This window comes from Georgenia satyanarayanai (assembly GCF_023715365.1).
GTDB classification, from domain to species: domain Bacteria; phylum Actinomycetota; class Actinomycetes; order Actinomycetales; family Actinomycetaceae; genus Oceanitalea; species Oceanitalea satyanarayanai_B.
In genome coordinates this window covers 164,815-179,210 of sequence record NZ_JAMBNZ010000003.1, presented here as the reverse complement: position 1 = coordinate 179,210, position 14,396 = coordinate 164,815, and the positions used below count along the sequence as shown (strand labels likewise).

At 72.5% G+C, this 14,396-nt stretch carries 15 protein-coding genes and 1 riboswitch; of the genes, 11 read left to right on the top strand and 4 right to left on the bottom strand.

The features are described 5' to 3' along the window. The first annotated feature begins 37 nt into the window (after positions 1–37). The 3 genes from M3148_RS05015 (at position 38) to fbaA (ending at position 2,417) form a co-directional block, all read left to right on the top strand. Entirely contained in the window at positions 38–691 is a 654-nt protein-coding gene (locus M3148_RS05015; RefSeq protein ID WP_251303782.1) for a LemA family protein, read from the top strand. A 1-nt stretch (position 692) separates the two neighbouring features. After that, positions 693–1,316: a TrmH family RNA methyltransferase gene (locus M3148_RS05010; RefSeq protein ID WP_251303590.1), complete on the top strand. Its 624-nt coding sequence runs from the start codon at positions 693–695 to the stop codon at positions 1,314–1,316. A gap of 78 nt (positions 1,317–1,394) precedes the next feature. Next, complete coding sequence (gene fbaA, locus M3148_RS05005; RefSeq protein WP_251303589.1) at positions 1,395–2,417, top strand: class II fructose-bisphosphate aldolase; 1,023 nt, start codon at positions 1,395–1,397, stop codon at positions 2,415–2,417. Between the two features lie 78 nt (positions 2,418–2,495). Here fbaA and M3148_RS05000 read toward each other — a convergent pair whose 3' ends face one another. Then, positions 2,496–2,885 carry an STAS domain-containing protein gene (locus tag M3148_RS05000; protein ID WP_251303588.1) on the bottom strand — a complete coding sequence of 130 codons (390 nt, stop codon included), beginning with the start codon at positions 2,883–2,885 and terminating at the stop codon, positions 2,496–2,498. Between the two features lie 85 nt (positions 2,886–2,970). Here M3148_RS05000 and M3148_RS04995 point away from each other — a divergent pair, with 85 nt between their 5' ends. Then, a complete protein-coding gene (locus M3148_RS04995; RefSeq protein ID WP_251303587.1) occupies positions 2,971–5,181 on the top strand; it encodes an ATP-binding SpoIIE family protein phosphatase in 2,211 nt (736 codons plus the stop codon). Here M3148_RS04995 and M3148_RS04990 read toward each other — a convergent pair. Further along, positions 5,178–5,507: an STAS domain-containing protein gene (locus tag M3148_RS04990; RefSeq protein WP_251303586.1), complete on the bottom strand. Its 330-nt coding sequence runs from the start codon at positions 5,505–5,507 to the stop codon at positions 5,178–5,180. The genes M3148_RS04995 and M3148_RS04990 overlap by 4 nt on opposite strands. A 167-nt stretch (positions 5,508–5,674) precedes the next feature. Here M3148_RS04990 and M3148_RS04985 point away from each other — a divergent pair, with 167 nt between their 5' ends. Both M3148_RS04985 and M3148_RS04980 read left to right on the top strand, forming a co-directional pair. Next, positions 5,675–6,961, top strand: a complete 1,287-nt coding sequence (locus tag M3148_RS04985; RefSeq protein ID WP_251303585.1) for an adenylosuccinate synthase — start codon at positions 5,675–5,677, stop codon at positions 6,959–6,961. Positions 6,962–7,070: 109 nt separating this feature from the next. Next, complete coding sequence (locus tag M3148_RS04980) at positions 7,071–7,376, top strand: DUF2249 domain-containing protein (protein ID WP_251303584.1); 306 nt, start codon at positions 7,071–7,073, stop codon at positions 7,374–7,376. Positions 7,377–7,434: 58 nt separating this feature from the next. Here M3148_RS04980 and M3148_RS04975 read toward each other — a convergent pair whose 3' ends face one another. Next, positions 7,435–8,424, bottom strand: a complete 990-nt coding sequence (locus M3148_RS04975) for an LppM family (lipo)protein (RefSeq protein ID WP_251303583.1) — start codon at positions 8,422–8,424, stop codon at positions 7,435–7,437. A 134-nt stretch (positions 8,425–8,558) separates the two neighbouring features. Between M3148_RS04975 and purD the strand changes: the two genes are divergently transcribed. The 5 genes from purD to purQ all read left to right on the top strand — a co-directional run bounded on the left by purD (position 8,559) and on the right by purQ (position 12,936). After that, complete coding sequence (gene purD / locus M3148_RS04970; RefSeq protein WP_251303582.1) at positions 8,559–9,833, top strand: phosphoribosylamine--glycine ligase; 1,275 nt, start codon at positions 8,559–8,561, stop codon at positions 9,831–9,833. Beyond that, entirely contained in the window at positions 9,830–10,696 is an 867-nt protein-coding gene (locus M3148_RS04965; RefSeq protein ID WP_251303581.1) for a phosphoribosylaminoimidazolesuccinocarboxamide synthase, read from the top strand. The genes purD and M3148_RS04965 overlap by 4 nt, the downstream gene beginning before the upstream one ends. Before the next feature lie 107 nt (positions 10,697–10,803). Continuing rightward, positions 10,804–11,889, top strand: coding sequence for a fatty acid desaturase family protein (locus tag M3148_RS04960; protein ID WP_251303580.1), 1,086 nt, complete (start codon positions 10,804–10,806; stop codon positions 11,887–11,889). 55 nt (positions 11,890–11,944) lie between these two features. After that, entirely contained in the window at positions 11,945–12,208 is a 264-nt protein-coding gene (gene purS, locus M3148_RS04955; RefSeq protein ID WP_251303579.1) for a phosphoribosylformylglycinamidine synthase subunit PurS, read from the top strand. Next, the gene (gene purQ, locus M3148_RS04950) at positions 12,208–12,936 is read left to right on the top strand and encodes a phosphoribosylformylglycinamidine synthase subunit PurQ (RefSeq protein WP_251303578.1); all 729 of its coding nucleotides are present in this window, start codon (positions 12,208–12,210) and stop codon (positions 12,934–12,936) included. Before purS ends, purQ begins: the two co-directional genes overlap by 1 nt. Position 12,937: 1 nt before the next feature. Here the strand turns inward: purQ and ald are convergent, their stop codons facing one another. Continuing rightward, a complete protein-coding gene (ald, locus tag M3148_RS04945; protein WP_251303577.1) occupies positions 12,938–14,053 on the bottom strand; it encodes an alanine dehydrogenase in 1,116 nt (371 codons plus the stop codon). 202 nt (positions 14,054–14,255) lie between these two features. After that, a riboswitch (glycine riboswitch) is annotated at positions 14,256–14,343 on the top strand. Positions 14,344–14,396: the final 53 nt, after the last annotated feature.

The window sequence follows — 14,396 nt, the reverse complement described above, 5'->3', positions numbered from 1 at the left end:
CAACCCGGGCGCGCTGTGACAGGCTGAGCACGTGGAGATGCTCGTCGCGCTCGTCGTCCTGGCCGTGCTCGTCGTCGTCGTCGCCGTCTGGGCGATCGTGACCTACAACGGCCTCATCAGGCTGCGCAACCTCGTCCAGGAGGCCTGGCGGCAGATCGACGTCGAGCTCCACCGCCGCCACGCCCTCGTGCCCAACCTCGTCGAGACGGTCAGGGGCTACGGCGCCCAGGAGCGGGAGGTCTTCGACGAGGTCACCCGCGCCCGCGCGGCCGCGGCCGGCGGCGGGCTCGGGCCCGCCCAGCAGGCGGTCAGCGAGAACGCCCTCAGCGGCGCGCTGAGCCGCCTCTTCGCCGTCGCCGAGGCCTACCCGGAGCTGCGCTCCTCTTCGAGTTTCGCCGACCTCCAGGCCGAGCTCACCAACACCGAGGACCGCATCGCCGCGGGCCGCCGCTTCTACAACGCCAACGTGCGCCAGCTCAACACGAAGATCGAGACCTTCCCGCCGAACATCGTCGCGAACATGTTCTCCTTCCGGCGCGCGGAGTACTTCGAGGCCAACGACCCCGCGGTCCGCGCCGTCCCCTCGGTCCACTTCACGGCCGGGGAGGCGCCGGGTGCCGCCGCGCCCGTCGACGGCGGCCCTTCCTTCGGTGGTCAGCGCGGGGGCTACGACCCTCGCCGCGACGCCTGAGGTGAGCGAGGAGGAGGTCGGCGTCGGGCCCTGGCCCGGCGGGCCGGAGGCGTGGCCCCAGGACCCGCGCCTGGACCCGCAGCTGCTCGCCGAGGGGGACCGGCGCAACGTCGTCGACGAGTACCGCTACTGGCGGCTGGAGGCGATCGTCGAGGACATCGACGCCCGCCGCCACCCTCTCCACGTCGCGGTCGAGAACCTCGGGCACGACTTCAACATCGGCTCGGTCGTGCGCACGGCCAACGCCTTCGCCGTCGCCGCCGTCCACATCGTCGGGCGACGGCGGTGGAACCGGCGCGGGGCGATGGTCACCGACCGCTACCAGCACCTGCACCACCACGACGACGTCGCCGGCCTGCTCGCCTGGGCGCAGGCCGAGGGGCTGGCGGTCATCGGCGTCGACAACGTCCCGGGGTCGCTGCCGCTCGAGCACCGGCCGCTGCCGGAGCGCGCCGTCCTGCTCTTCGGCCAGGAGTCCGGCGGGCTGTCGGCCGAGGCGCGGGCCGCCTGCACCGAGATCCTCCATATCACCCAGTACGGCTCCACCCGGTCCCTCAACGTCGGTGCCGCCGCCGCCGTCGCCATGTACGCGTGGGTGCTCCAGCACGGTCCCGGGTCCAGGTGATGGAGGTCCTACCTGCCCCCTGACCGGCCGTGACACAATTGTCCCGTTCATCTGCGTCGATCTTCACAGGAGGCCAGCGTGCCCATCGCAACCCCCGAGTCCTACAACGAGATGCTCGACAGGGCGAAGGCGGGCAAGTTCGCCTACCCGGCCATCAACATCACCTCGTCCCAGACCGTGACCGCGGCGATCCGCGGCTTCGCCGAGGCCGAGAGCGACGGCATCATCCAGGTCTCCGTCGGCGGTGGCGAGTACGCCTCCGGCTCGACGATCAAGGACCGCGTCACTGGCACCCGCGCCCTCGCCGCCTACGCGCACGAGGTCGCCAAGAACTACGGCGTCACCATCGCGCTGCACACCGACCACTGCGTCAAGGACAACCTCGACTCCTGGGTCCGCCCGCTGCTCGCCATGGAGGCCGAGGAGGTCGCCGCCGGCAAGAACCCGATGTTCCAGTCGCACATGTTCGACGGCTCCACCGTCCCGCTGGACGAGAACCTCGTCATCGCCGAGGAGCTCCTCGAGCTCTCCCAGAAGGCGCGCACGATCCTCGAGATCGAGGTCGGCGTCGTCGGTGGTGAGGAGGACGGCCACGAGGCCGAGATCAACGAGAAGCTCTACACCACCCCCGAGGACGGCCTCGCCACCGTGCGGGCGCTCGGCGCGGGCGAGAAGGGCCGGTACCTCACGGCGCTGACCTTCGGCAACGTCCACGGCGTGTACAAGCCCGGTGCGGTCAAGCTGCGCCCGGAGATCCTCGGTGAGATCCAGCGCGTCGTCGGCCAGGAGATCGGCAAGGAGTCGCCCTTCGACCTCGTCTTCCACGGCGGGTCCGGCTCCACGGCCGAGGAGATCGCCCTCGCCGTCGACAACGGCGTCATCAAGATGAACGTCGACACCGACACCCAGTACGCGTTCACGCGCCCCGTCGTCGAGCACATGTTCAAGAACTACGACGGCGTGCTGAAGATCGACGGCGACGTGGGCAACAAGAAGGCCTACGACCCCCGCGCCTGGGGCAAGGCCGCGGAGGCCGGCATGGCCGCCCGCATCGTCGAGGCCTGCCAGCAGCTGCGCTCGGCCGGCACGAAGATGGCCTGACGCACCACCCGCTAGTACGCCGAGAGCCGGACTCCTCCACGGAGGGGTCCGGCTCTCGGCGTATGTGAGGGTGGCCCGCTACGCGGCGTCGTCGCCCGGGGGAAGGTCGGCCGGCTCGGGGAAACCGGGGTCCTCCTCGACGATCGTCACGACATCGCCCAGGCGTGTGATGTCGAGCAGGAACCGGACGACGTCCGGAGGCTTGATCATCGTGAGCGGGCCGGGCGTGCGGTGGGCGAGCCGCGCGAGGAGCGCGACGCCCGAGGAGTCCATGAAGGTGACGTGGCGGGCGTCGATCTCCACGGGATTACGGGAGGACTCGGCCTCGGAGACCGCCTCGGTGAGCTCGCTGCTGAGAGCGACGTCGATCTCACCGGACAGGACGAGCCGGGTGCGCCCCTGTGCCACCATGACCGACGCCGTGCCGGTCTCGGGGCCGCGGCTGCTTGTCGAACTGTCGTCGCGCACAGGCTCTCCTTCTGCTGGTCCGGCGGTTCGCGCCGGAACGTCCTCCACGGCATCCTAGGAGACTCAGGACGATCGGAGAGCCAACATGACCGGACCGGACAGCGGCGTGCCCGCACCGGTGGACTCCCCGACCCCTCCTCACGGCACCGTCCGCATGCGCCCGACCCGGCCCGTCGAGCCCCCGCGCGAGCTGCCCGAGGCGCTCGCCGTCCGCTCCGAGCACCTGCTCGAGGCGCTGCCCGACCCGACCTACGTCGTCGACATCGACCTGTCCACCCGTCCTGCCAGTTCCCGCGTCGTGTGGGTGAGCTCCTCGCTCGCGGAGATGACCGGCTACTCGGTCGCCGAGCTGCGCGAGTCCGCCCCCAGGCTCGTCGGCACCCACGGGCGGGACACGAGCGCGCTGCGGGAGGCGCTCGCGGCGGGGCTGCCCGTCTCCGTCGTGCGGTCCGTGCCGCGCCGTGACGGCAGCTCCTACCGCGCCACCGTGTCCTTCAGCCCGCTCGGGACCGGCGCCGGCAGCTCGGACCGCTGGCTGGTCACGGTGCGCGACGCCACCGAGGAGCTTGCCTCGGCCGTCCTCGCCGAGGAGCGCGCAGCCGCCGAGGAGCGCGCCCAGCGGGGCCTGAGCCTCGTCGCTCGGGTCTCCGACATCCTCGCCGACGTGGACTCCGCGACCGCGCTCACGGAGATCGGCGCCCTGCTCGTGCGGCGCATCGTCCCGTGGGCCGCCTTCTACGCCGACGGCACACAGCTGCAGAAGGTCACCGACCTCGCCGGGATCTCCTACCACCGCCGCGACCTGCGCCGCCAGGCCCGGCTGCGCGGGGACATCCCCGACCCCGTCGTCGGGCTCTTCCTCGACACTCGCATGCAGACGGTCGTCGTCGACCCGCGCGAGCCCGCCGAGGAGGGCACCCTCACCGGGGAGCTCCTCGCGCTCGTCGCCCAGGACGACACCGCGCCCGACGACGAGCCGCTGTGGCTGCTGCCCGTCCTCGGCCGCAAGGCGGTCCTGGCCGTCCTCGCCGTACGCCCGCCGGACCTGGGGACCGACGAGCGCGCGCTGCCGGCCGGGGAGCTGACGACCGTCCTCGAGCTCGTCGCCCGCCGCGTGGGCATGGCGATGGACAACCTCCAGCTCTACGACCGCGAGCACCGCCTCGCCGAGACGCTCCAGCGCGCCATGCTCCCCGAGCAGAGCCACGTCGAGGGCGTGGACGTGTGGAGCTACTACGCGCCCAGCTCCGAGCACGCCCAGGTGGGCGGGGACTGGTACGACGTCCTCGACATGGGCGAGGGGCGCGTCGGGGTCGTCGTGGGCGACGTCGTCGGGCACGACGTCGAGGCGGCGGCGGCGATGGGCCAGCTCCGGTCCGTCGTGCGCGCCTACGCCGCCGAGTTCGTGGAGCCCGGCAAGGTCCTGGGCCGCGTCGACCGGCTCGTGGCGAGCATGCGGATCGCCCGCCCCGCCTCCTTCGTCTACGCCACGCTCCACCCCCGGCCCGGTGAGGAGGCCTGGGACGTGGCCTACTCCCGCGCCGGGCACCTGCCGATCGTCCAGGTGAGCGGCGGTCGGGCCACCCAGCTCGAGGGCGCCAACGGCCCCCTCGTCGGCTTCGGCGGCCGCCCGCGGCACACCGGGCACGCGGTCGCCCGCCCGGGAGACGTCCTCGTCTTCTACACCGACGGCCTCGTCGAGCGCCGCGACCGCTCCATGCGCGACGGCGTCGCCGCGCTCGTCTCGGCCGCCGCGAAGATCGACGCACCCGACGCCGCGGGGATCGGGGAGGAGCTGCTCCAGGAGCTCGCCGACGCGCCCGAGGACGACATCGCCGTCGTCGTCCTCCGCGTGCCCGACCCGGCCTCCGACCCCACCCACACGTGGTCCGGGCCCCGGGAGCGGCGCTGGCAGATGCCGATGGACCCCAAGACGATCGCGCGGGCCCGGCACGCCGTGCTCCGCGCCTGCGAGGCCTGGGACATCGAGGACACCGCGGCCGCCGAGCTCGTCGCCTCCGAGATCGTCGCCAACGCCGTCATGCACGGCTGGGGCCGGGTGGACCTGCGCCTGCGCGACACCGGCGACGGCCTGCGCATCGAGGTGGAGGACGCCAACCCCAGCCCGCCGGTGGTCCGCGAGGGACGCGTGGGCCGCGTGGGCGGCTTCGGGCTCCACATCATCTCCAGGCTCGCTGAATGGGGCTGGCGGCCCACCCCGGCCGGCAAGGTCGTGTGGGCGCGCGTACGCGCCAAGGAGCCCTGGGCCCAGCGGCCCGAGGAGCAGGAGGGCTAGGAGGCCCGGCGCTCGCAGCGGTGCTCGGTGTCGATGCGGAAGCTGCCCAGCGCGCCGCAGATCTCCAGGACGAAGAGCTCGCGGTCGTCGCAGCCGCGCAGCACGGCCGCGCCGCCGCGCTTGCCCGCGGCGTCGGCGAGCGCGATGAGGAACGCCGCGCCGGTGGAGTCCATGAAGGTGACGTCGCACATGTCGATGACGAGGAGCTGGCGGCGCAGCCCGCTCACCCGGGCGGTCGCCTCGGGGAACTGGCCGCGTTCGGCAAGGTCGAGATCCCCGCTGATCGTCACCGTCGTCGTGGTCGATGACGCCGCGATCTCGATCATGCTGCTCCCTCTGGCCGCTGCTCGTGCGCGTGCGGCGGTACCCGGTCCGTTTCCTCGTCGAGCCTAGGCGGGGGAGCCGCCGGGTGCACCCCGAACCGCCGGAGGGGCGGGTTGGGTAACCTGTCCCGGGAGCCGATCGGCGCCCGCCTCCAGCGAAAGGGATCACCATGCCAGCGGTCGTCGTCGTCGGAGCCCAGTGGGGCGACGAGGGCAAGGGGAAGGCCACCGACCAGCTCAGCTCCCACGTCGACTACGTCGTCAAGTTCAACGGGGGCAACAACGCGGGGCACACGGTCGTCGTCGGCGAGGAGAAGTACGCCCTCCACCTGCTGCCCTCCGGCATCCTCAGCCCGGGGTGCACGCCGGTCATCGGCAACGGCGTGGTCGTCGACCTCGACGTGCTCTTCGCCGAGCTCGACGGGCTCAGCGCCCGTGGCGTCGACGTCTCCAGGCTCCTCGTCTCCTCCAGCGCCCACCTCATCCCGTCCTACAACCGGACCCTGGACAAGGTGACCGAGCGCTTCCTCGGCAAGCGCCAGATCGGCACCACCGGCCGGGGGATCGGCCCCACCTACGCGGACAAGATGGCGCGCGTGGGCATCCGGGTCCAGGACATCTTCGACGAGAAGATCCTGCGGCAGAAGGTGGAGGGCGCGCTGGTGCAGAAGAACCAGCTGCTCCTCAAGGTCTACAACCGCCGCGCCGTCGACGTCGACGAGGTCACCGACGAGCTGCTCGCCCACGCCGAGCGGCTGCGCCCGATGGTCGCCGACACCTCCCTCGTGCTCAACCAGGCCCTCGACGAGGGCCGAACGGTGGTCTTCGAGGCCGGCCAGGCCGCGATGCTCGACGTCGACCACGGCACCTACCCCTTCGTCACCTCCTCCTCCGCCACCGCCGGTGGCGCCTGCACGGGCAGCGGCGTGGGTCCCACGCGCATCGACCGCGTCGTCGGCGTCGTCAAGGCCTACACGACCCGCGTCGGCGAGGGGCCGTTCCCCACCGAGCTCCACGACGCCGCCGGTGAGCACCTGCGCAGCGTGGGCGGGGAGTACGGCACGACGACGGGACGCCCCCGGCGCTGCGGCTGGTACGACGCCGTCGTCGCCCGCTTCGCCAGCCGGGTCAACGGGCTCACCGACCTCGTCCTCACCAAGCTCGACGTCCTCACCGGCCTGGAGAAGATCCCGGTGTGCGTGGCCTACGAGGTCGACGGCCGCCGGGTGGACGACATGCCGCCCAACCAGACCGACTTCCACCACGCCCGGCCCGTCTACGAGGAGCTCGACGGCTGGAGCGAGGACATCAGCGGCGCCCTCGAGTTCTCCGACCTGCCGGACGCCGCCCAGCGCTACGTCCTCGCGCTGGAGGAGATGTCCGGGGCGCGGATCTCCTCGATCGGGGTCGGCCCCGACCGTGCCGCGACGATCGTGCGTCACTCCCTGCTCGACTGATCGCGTCGGCGCCCCCGCCCGGGAACGGGCGGGGGCGTAGGCCGATGGTCCCGTAGGCACGGAGATGTCCGTGCATAATCTGGCCTCTCGCCAACGAGAGGGGACGGCCATGGCTGTCGACGACATCACGATCACGAGCCGGGCGGGCACGGGCGGGGGCTGTGCCTGCGGCGGGCACGACGACGCCACCCCGGTGCTCGACGTCCGCCAGGTCCCGCACGCCATCCGCCACGCGACGGTCTTCGGTGCGCTGACCGCGATCGCCCCGGGCTTCGCCCTGGACCTCGTCGCCCCGCACAACCCGGTGCCGCTGCTCGCGCAGATCGAGGAGCGCCAGCCCGGCGCCTTCGCCGTCACCTACCTCGTCGAGGGCCCCGAGGACTGGACGGTGCGGCTGACCCGCCAGCAGCCCTGACACGACACGAGGCCCCGCCGTGCAGTGCACGGCGGGGCCTCGTCGTCTGTCGCTCAGGTCAGCGCTGCTGGCCCTCGTCGGACTGGCTGGGCGGCTCGGGCGACGGCGCGAAGGGCGAGCCCTCCGGGCGGTCGACCGGCGTGTCCGCGGCGGCCGTCGTGAAGGGGGCCGGGGCGGCCGGGGGCTGCTGACCGCGGTAGCCGGGGCCGGGGTCGGCCGGGACCTGGTCGCTCGGACCGAAGCCACCGACCGGCTGGCCCGCACCGGGCTGCGCGGGGAAACCGGGGCCGGGCTCGTTGGGAACCTGGCCGGGCTGGCCGGACGGGGCCACCGGGCTGCCGTACGGGGCGTCGGCGGAGCCGGGCCTGCCGCCCTTCTTGCGCGAGATGAGGAAGATGAGCGCGGCGATCGCGAGGAGTGCGACGACGGCGAGGACGATCCACACCGCGGTGGACACGCCGCCCGCGCCGCTGCCGTTGCCGGTGGCCTCGCCGGTGGCGCTGCCGCCGGCGGCGAAGGCCTCGATGCCGCTCCACGTCACGGTGTTGCCGTCGATCTCGCCGTCGGCCTCGATGACCTCACCGGGGAAGGTGACGGAGATGGCGACCTGGGGCTCCATGCCGGCCGGCATGTCCTCGAGGCTGCTCGTGTCGCCCATGCCGGTCTCGTCACCGTCGAAGGAGAAGACGTAGGTGTCGTCGACCCGCTCGATGTTCATGCCCTCACCGGTCATCGAGTCGATCGGGGCGCCGGTGGCGGAGATGCGGCAGCCGATGTTGCCGTCCTCGTCCTCGATGTCCTCGACGGCGAACTCGGCGTCCTCGGGGGCATCGCCCAGCTCGGACTCCAGCTCGGAGCAGTCCATGTCCGCGCGGGTGGCCATGCCGGTGAGGTCGCCGACCTCCATGGAGACGTCGAGGGTGTCGTTCTCGTTGATCGTCAGCCCCATGTCCAGGCGGAAGCAGCCGGCCAGGACGAGCAGGAGGGGCAGCAGGAGGAGCGCCGACAGGCCGCGGCGGCCCCGTGACGTGGTGCGGTGTGATGTCATGCCGCGAACCCTACCGGTCACGTGTCACGGCCAGGTGTCCGTGCCGGGCACCGCCGATGGGGACAACTCCCCGGCCGGTCTGGCCGGTGGACGCCTGGCGCTCCCGGCCGCTGACGCCGGTAGGCTCCTGGCACGTGAAGATCCTCGTCGTCGGGTCCGGTGCGCGCGAGCACGCCATCACCCGCGCCCTGACCACCGAGTCCACGCCGCACGAGGTCCTCGTCGCCCCCGGGAACCCGGGCACGGCGCAGGTTGCCACCAACGTGCCGGTCGACCCGCTCGACCCGCAGGCGGTGGCGGGCCTCGCCGTCGAGCGCGGTGTCGACCTCGTCGTCGTTGGCCCCGAGGCGCCGCTCGTCGCGGGCGTCGCCGACGCCGTCCGTGCCGCCGGTGTCCCGTGCTTCGGCCCCGACGCCGCCGCGGCCCGCCTCGAGGGCTCCAAGGCCTTCGCCAAGGAGGTCATGGCCGCTGCCGAGGTCCCCACGGCGATGGCCTACGTCTGCACGACCCCCGAGGAGGTCGAGGAGGCGCTCGACGCCTTCGGTGCCCCGTACGTCGTCAAGGACGACGGACTCGCCGCCGGCAAGGGCGTCGTCGTCACCGAGGACCGGGACGCCGCGCTCGCCCACGCCCGCGCCTGCCTCGCGCGCACGGTCACCCCCGGCGGGGAGCGTCCCGCCGTTGTCGTCGAGGAGTACCTCGACGGCCCGGAGGTCTCCCTCTTCTGCGTCTGCGACGGCACGGACGCCGTCCCGCTCGCCCCGGCGCAGGACTTCAAGCGCCTCGGCGACGGCGACGCCGGTCCCAACACCGGCGGGATGGGTGCCTACAGCCCGCTGCCCTGGGCGCCGGACGGTCTCGTCGAGGAGGTGATGGAGCGCGTCGCGCGCCCCGTGGTGCGGGAGATGGCCCGTCGCGGCACCCCCTTCACCGGCGTCCTCTACGTCGGCCTGGCCCTCACCTCCCGCGGCGTGCGGGTCATCGAGTTCAACGCCCGCTTCGGGGACCCCGAGACGCAGGTCGTCCTCCCGCGCCTCGGCTCCTCCCTGGCCCAGCTGCTCCACGCCGCCGCCACCGGCACGCTCGCTGAGGCGCCCAGCCCCACGTGGCGCGACGCGTCGGCCGTCACCGTCGTCCTCGCCTCCCACGGCTACCCGGGCGTGTCCCGCGCCGGCGACGTCGTCGAGGGCGTCGCCGCCGCCGAGGAGCTGCCCGGCGTCCACGTCCTCCAGGCCGGCTGCGCGACGGACGCGGACGGCGCCCTCGTGAGTGCCGGTGGGCGGGTGCTGTCCGTCGTCGGGGTCGGGACCGACCAGGAGGAGGCACGCGCCCGCGCCTACGCGGGCGTCGACCGCATCACCCTCGACGGCTCGCAGCACCGCACCGACATCGCGCGGGCCCGCTCGTGACCGCGCCCGCGCTGCCCGGCTGGGAGCACGCCTACTCCGGCAAGGTCCGCGACCTGTACCGGCCGGCCGAGCCGCACCCGGCGGGAGACGTCGTGCTCGTCGTCGCCTCCGACCGCGTCAGCGCCTACGACCACGTCCTGCCGACGCCCATCCCCGGGAAGGGGGAGGTGCTCACCCGCCTCAGCCTGTGGTGGTTCGAGCAGCTTGCCGACATCGTCCCCGACCACGTCGTGTCGCTCGACGTCCCCGAGGCCGTCGCCGGCCGGGCGATGGTGTGCCGGCGCCTGGAGATGTTCCCCGTCGAGTGCGTGGCGCGCGGGTACCTCACCGGCTCCGGCCTCGTCGAGTACCGCGCAGGCCAGGCGGTGTGCGGCGTGCCGCTGCCCCCGGGCCTGGGCGAGGCCTCCCGTCTGTCCGAGCCCATCTTCACCCCCGCCCGCAAGGCCGAGCTCGGTGACCACGACGAGAACATCAGCTTCGAGGCCGTCGCCGCCCTCCTCGGCGGGGATCGCGCGGAGGAGCTGCGCGACCTCACGCTGCGCATCTACTCCCGCGCCGCGGACGTCGCCGCCCGCAGCGGGATCATCGTCGCCGACACCAAGCTCGAGTTCGGGCTGGGCCCGGGCGGCGAGGTCGTCCTCGGGGACGAGGTTCTCACGCCGGACTCCTCGCGCTTCTGGCCGGCGGACGGGTACGCCCCCGGGCGGGTGCAGCCCAGCTTCGACAAGCAGTTCGTCCGCGACTGGCTCACCTCCCCGGAGTCCGGCTGGGACCGCGTCTCGCCGCCTCCGCCGCTTCCCGACGACGTCGTCGAGCGGACCCGCGAGCGTTACCTCGAGGCCGCCGACCGCCTCGTCGGGTGACGTTCGACGCCTACCCTGCCGGCGCCGATGATCCGTGCAAGACTGTGAGAGCAGTAACACCTCCTCCGCGACGACAGCTCGCGAATTAGTACCGAAGGCGCGAACGTATGGCAGCAGACATCAGTGTCCCCACAACGGCGCGGGGAACCGCCCGAGAGCGTCAGGTCAGTGACTTCACCGCCCTGACCAAGCGGGTCCAGGAGGCAGGCCTTATGCGGCGCGCCTACGGCTACTACTGGACCAAGCTCATCGGCTCACTGGTGCTGGGCGTCGGCCTCGCCGTGGCCTTCGTCCTCATCGGGGACACCTGGTGGCAGATGGTGACGGCCGTGGCCCTCGCCCTGCTCATGACGCAGATCGCCTTCCTCGGCCACGACGCCGCGCACCGGCAGATCTTCGTCTCGGGCAAGTGGAACGAGTGGATCTCCCTCATCGTCATCAACCTCTTCGTGGGCATGGGCCAGGCCTGGTGGCAGCGCAAGCACACCAAGCACCACGCCGCCCCGAACACGCTCCACAAGGACCCGGACATCGACCCGGGCGTGCTCGCCTTCAGCCAGTACGCGGTCGAGCAGCGCAAGACGCGCCTCACGAAGTGGCTCGCCACCAAGCAGGGCTTCTTCTTCTACCCGCTGCTCCTGCTCGAGGGCATCAACCTCCACGTCCACGGCATCAAGCGCGCGGTGAGCCGCGAGCGCCTCAAGCGCCGCTGGGTGGAGCTCGGCTTCATCCTCGTCCGTCTCATCAGCTTCGTCGCCCTCGTCTTCCTCGTCCTGTCCCCGGGCAAGGCGCTGGCCTTCATCGGCGTGCAGCTCGCGGTCTTCGGCCTCTACATGGGTCTGTCCTTTGCACCCAACCACATCGGCATGCCCGTCGTGCCGTCGGACGTCAAGATCGACTTCCTGCGCCGCCAGGTCCTCATGAGCCGCAACATCTCCGGTGGGCGCGCCATGGACACCTTCATGGGCGGGCTCAACTTCCAGGTGGAGCACCACCTGTTCCCGTCGATGGCCCGCCCGAACCTCCGCAAGGTCGCGCCGATGGTCAGGGAGTACTGCCAGGACCTCGGCGTCCGGTACACCGAGACCTCCCTCGTGCAGTCCTACCGGGCCGTCTACAACTACCTCAACACGGTGGGACGCGGCGGCCTGGACGTGTGGGCCTGTCCGCTGGCTGCGCAGTACCGGGTCTGACCCCGGCACCCGGGTAGACTCGACGGCGGCCCGAAAACCCCGAGCAGGAGTCACCATGGGACGCATCGTCGTCGAGGTCATGCCCAAGCCCGAAATTCTCGACCCGCAGGGCAAGGCGGTAGCCGGAGCGCTGCCCCGGCTCGGACTGGACGGTTTCGTCGCGGTCCGGCAGGGCAAGCGCTTCGAGCTGGAGGTCGAGGGCGAGGTCGACGACGCCGCGCTCGACCAGGCCCGCCGTGCCGCCGAGCTGCTGCTGTCCAACCCGGTCATCGAGGACGTCGTCCGCGTCGCTGCGGCCGACGACGCCCGGAGCGTCTGATGCACCGCCTCGACGTCCCCGAGCCCCAGCCGCGGGCCGAGGGTGCACGCGTCGGCGTCGTCACCTTCCCCGGCTCCCTCGACGAGCGTGACGCGCAGCGGGCGGTGCGCCTGGCCGGCGGTGAGCCGGTGGCGCTGTGGCACGCCGACGAGGACCTCCGCGGGGTCGACGCCGTCGTCCTGCCCGGTGGCTTCTCCTACGGCGACTACCTGCGCTGCGGCGCGATCGCGAGCTTCGCGCCGGTGATGACGGCCGTCGTCGAGGCGGCCGGCCGCGGCCTGCCGGTGCTCGGTATCTGCAACGGCTTCCAGATCCTGTGCGAGGCGCACCTGCTGCCCGGTGCGCTCATCCGCAACGAGGCCCAGCGCTTCGTGTGCCGCGACCAGCAGCTGCGCGTGGAGAACAACGACACGGCCTGGACCACCGGCTACTCGGTGGGCCAGACGATCACCATCCCGCTGAAGAACGGTGAGGGCGGGTTCGTCGCGGACGAGCGCACGCTCGCCGAGCTCGAGGGGGAGGGGCGCGTGGTCTTCCGCTACGAGGGCCACAACCCCAACGGCTCGCTCCACGACATCGCCGGCATCAGCAACGCGGCGGGCAACGTCGTGGGTCTCATGCCACACCCGGAGCACGCCGTCGAGCCGGGCTTCGGCCCGGACTCCGGCGGTGGCACCGACGGCCTGGCGATCTTCGCCTCCGTCCTCGGGGTCCTCGTCAGCGCCTGAGTCAGGCGAGGACCGCCTCCAGCGGCGTGTGCTCCATCCCGTGCGCCTGGGCCACCGGGGCGGAGACGAGCGCGCCGTCGTGGGTGGCCAGGCCCAGGGCCAGCGCGGGGTCGGCCCGCATCGCCTCGCGCCAGCCGCTGTTCGCCAGCGCGAGCGCGTAGGGGACGGTGACGTTGGTCAGCGCGTAGGTGGAGGTGTGGGACACCGCGCCGGGCATGTTGCTCACGCAGTAGAACAGCGTGTCGTGCACGCGGTAGGTCGGGTCGGAGTGCGTGGTGGGCCGGGAGTCGGCGAAGCAGCCGCCCTGGTCCACGGAGATGTCCACGACGACGGAGCCGGGCTTCATCGTCGCGATCTGCTCGTTCGTCACGAGGCGGGGCGTGCGCGCCCCGGGGAGCAGCACGGCACCGATGACGAGGTCCGCCTCGGTGATGGCCCGCTCGATCTCGTAGGCGTTGGACATGACGGTCTGGCAGCGGCCGCGGTAGAGGGCGTCGGCCCGGCGCAGCCGGCCCACGTCACGGTCCATGAGGACGACGTCCGCGTGCATCCCCACCGCCATCGCGGCGGCGTTCATCCCGGCCACCCCGGCGCCGATGACGACGACCCGGGCCGAGTACACCCCCGACACCCCGCCCAGCAGCACCCCGCGGCCACCCTGGGCGCTCATCAGGCTGTGGGCGCCCACCTGCGGCGCGAGCCGGCCGGCGATCTCGCTCATCGGTGCGAGGAGGGGCAGGGAGCGGTCGGGCAGCTCGACGGTCTCGTAGGCGACGGACGTGACGCGGCGGCGCACGAGCTCCTCGGTGAGCGGCCGGTCGGCCGCGAGGTGAAGGTAGGTGAACAGAGTCTGCCCCCGGCGGAGCAGCGGGTACTCCTCGGGGACCGGCTCCTTGACCTTGAGCACGAGCTCGGCGAAGTCCCATGCGGTGGCGGCGTCGGGGAGCACGGTGGCGCCGGCCGCCGTGAAGTCGGCATCGGCGATGGACGCGGACGTCCCGGCGCCGGTCTCCACGCCCACCTCGTGGCCGTGGCGGACGAGCTCGTGCACCCCCGAGGGGGTGATGGCCACGCGGCCCTCGGAGTCCATGACCTCTCGCGGCACTGCGATCCTCATGGGGGCATCCTCCCAGGTCCGCCGCAGGCGGGCGCGTGTTCCCCCGGCGGTCATCGGGCGGCCATCTGTCCACAGGCCGTGTCCACAGGGTTGTGCACATACACACAGGGAGCGCCCGCAGCCTGTGGACGGGGCTGTGGAGGCTACCGTCGGGGGCGGACCAGGCCGTGTGAGAGACTTGTCCCGACAACTTCACAGCCTTCGACTCGCGGCGGGAGAGACCCGCGCAGGCGGGCGCCGAAGGAGCAACCTCCCCGGAAACTCTCAGGCCCCCATACCGCCACGGCGAGGCACCTCTGGAAAGCAGCCCTCCGGGCTCACCGACGGGGAAGTGCGGGCACCA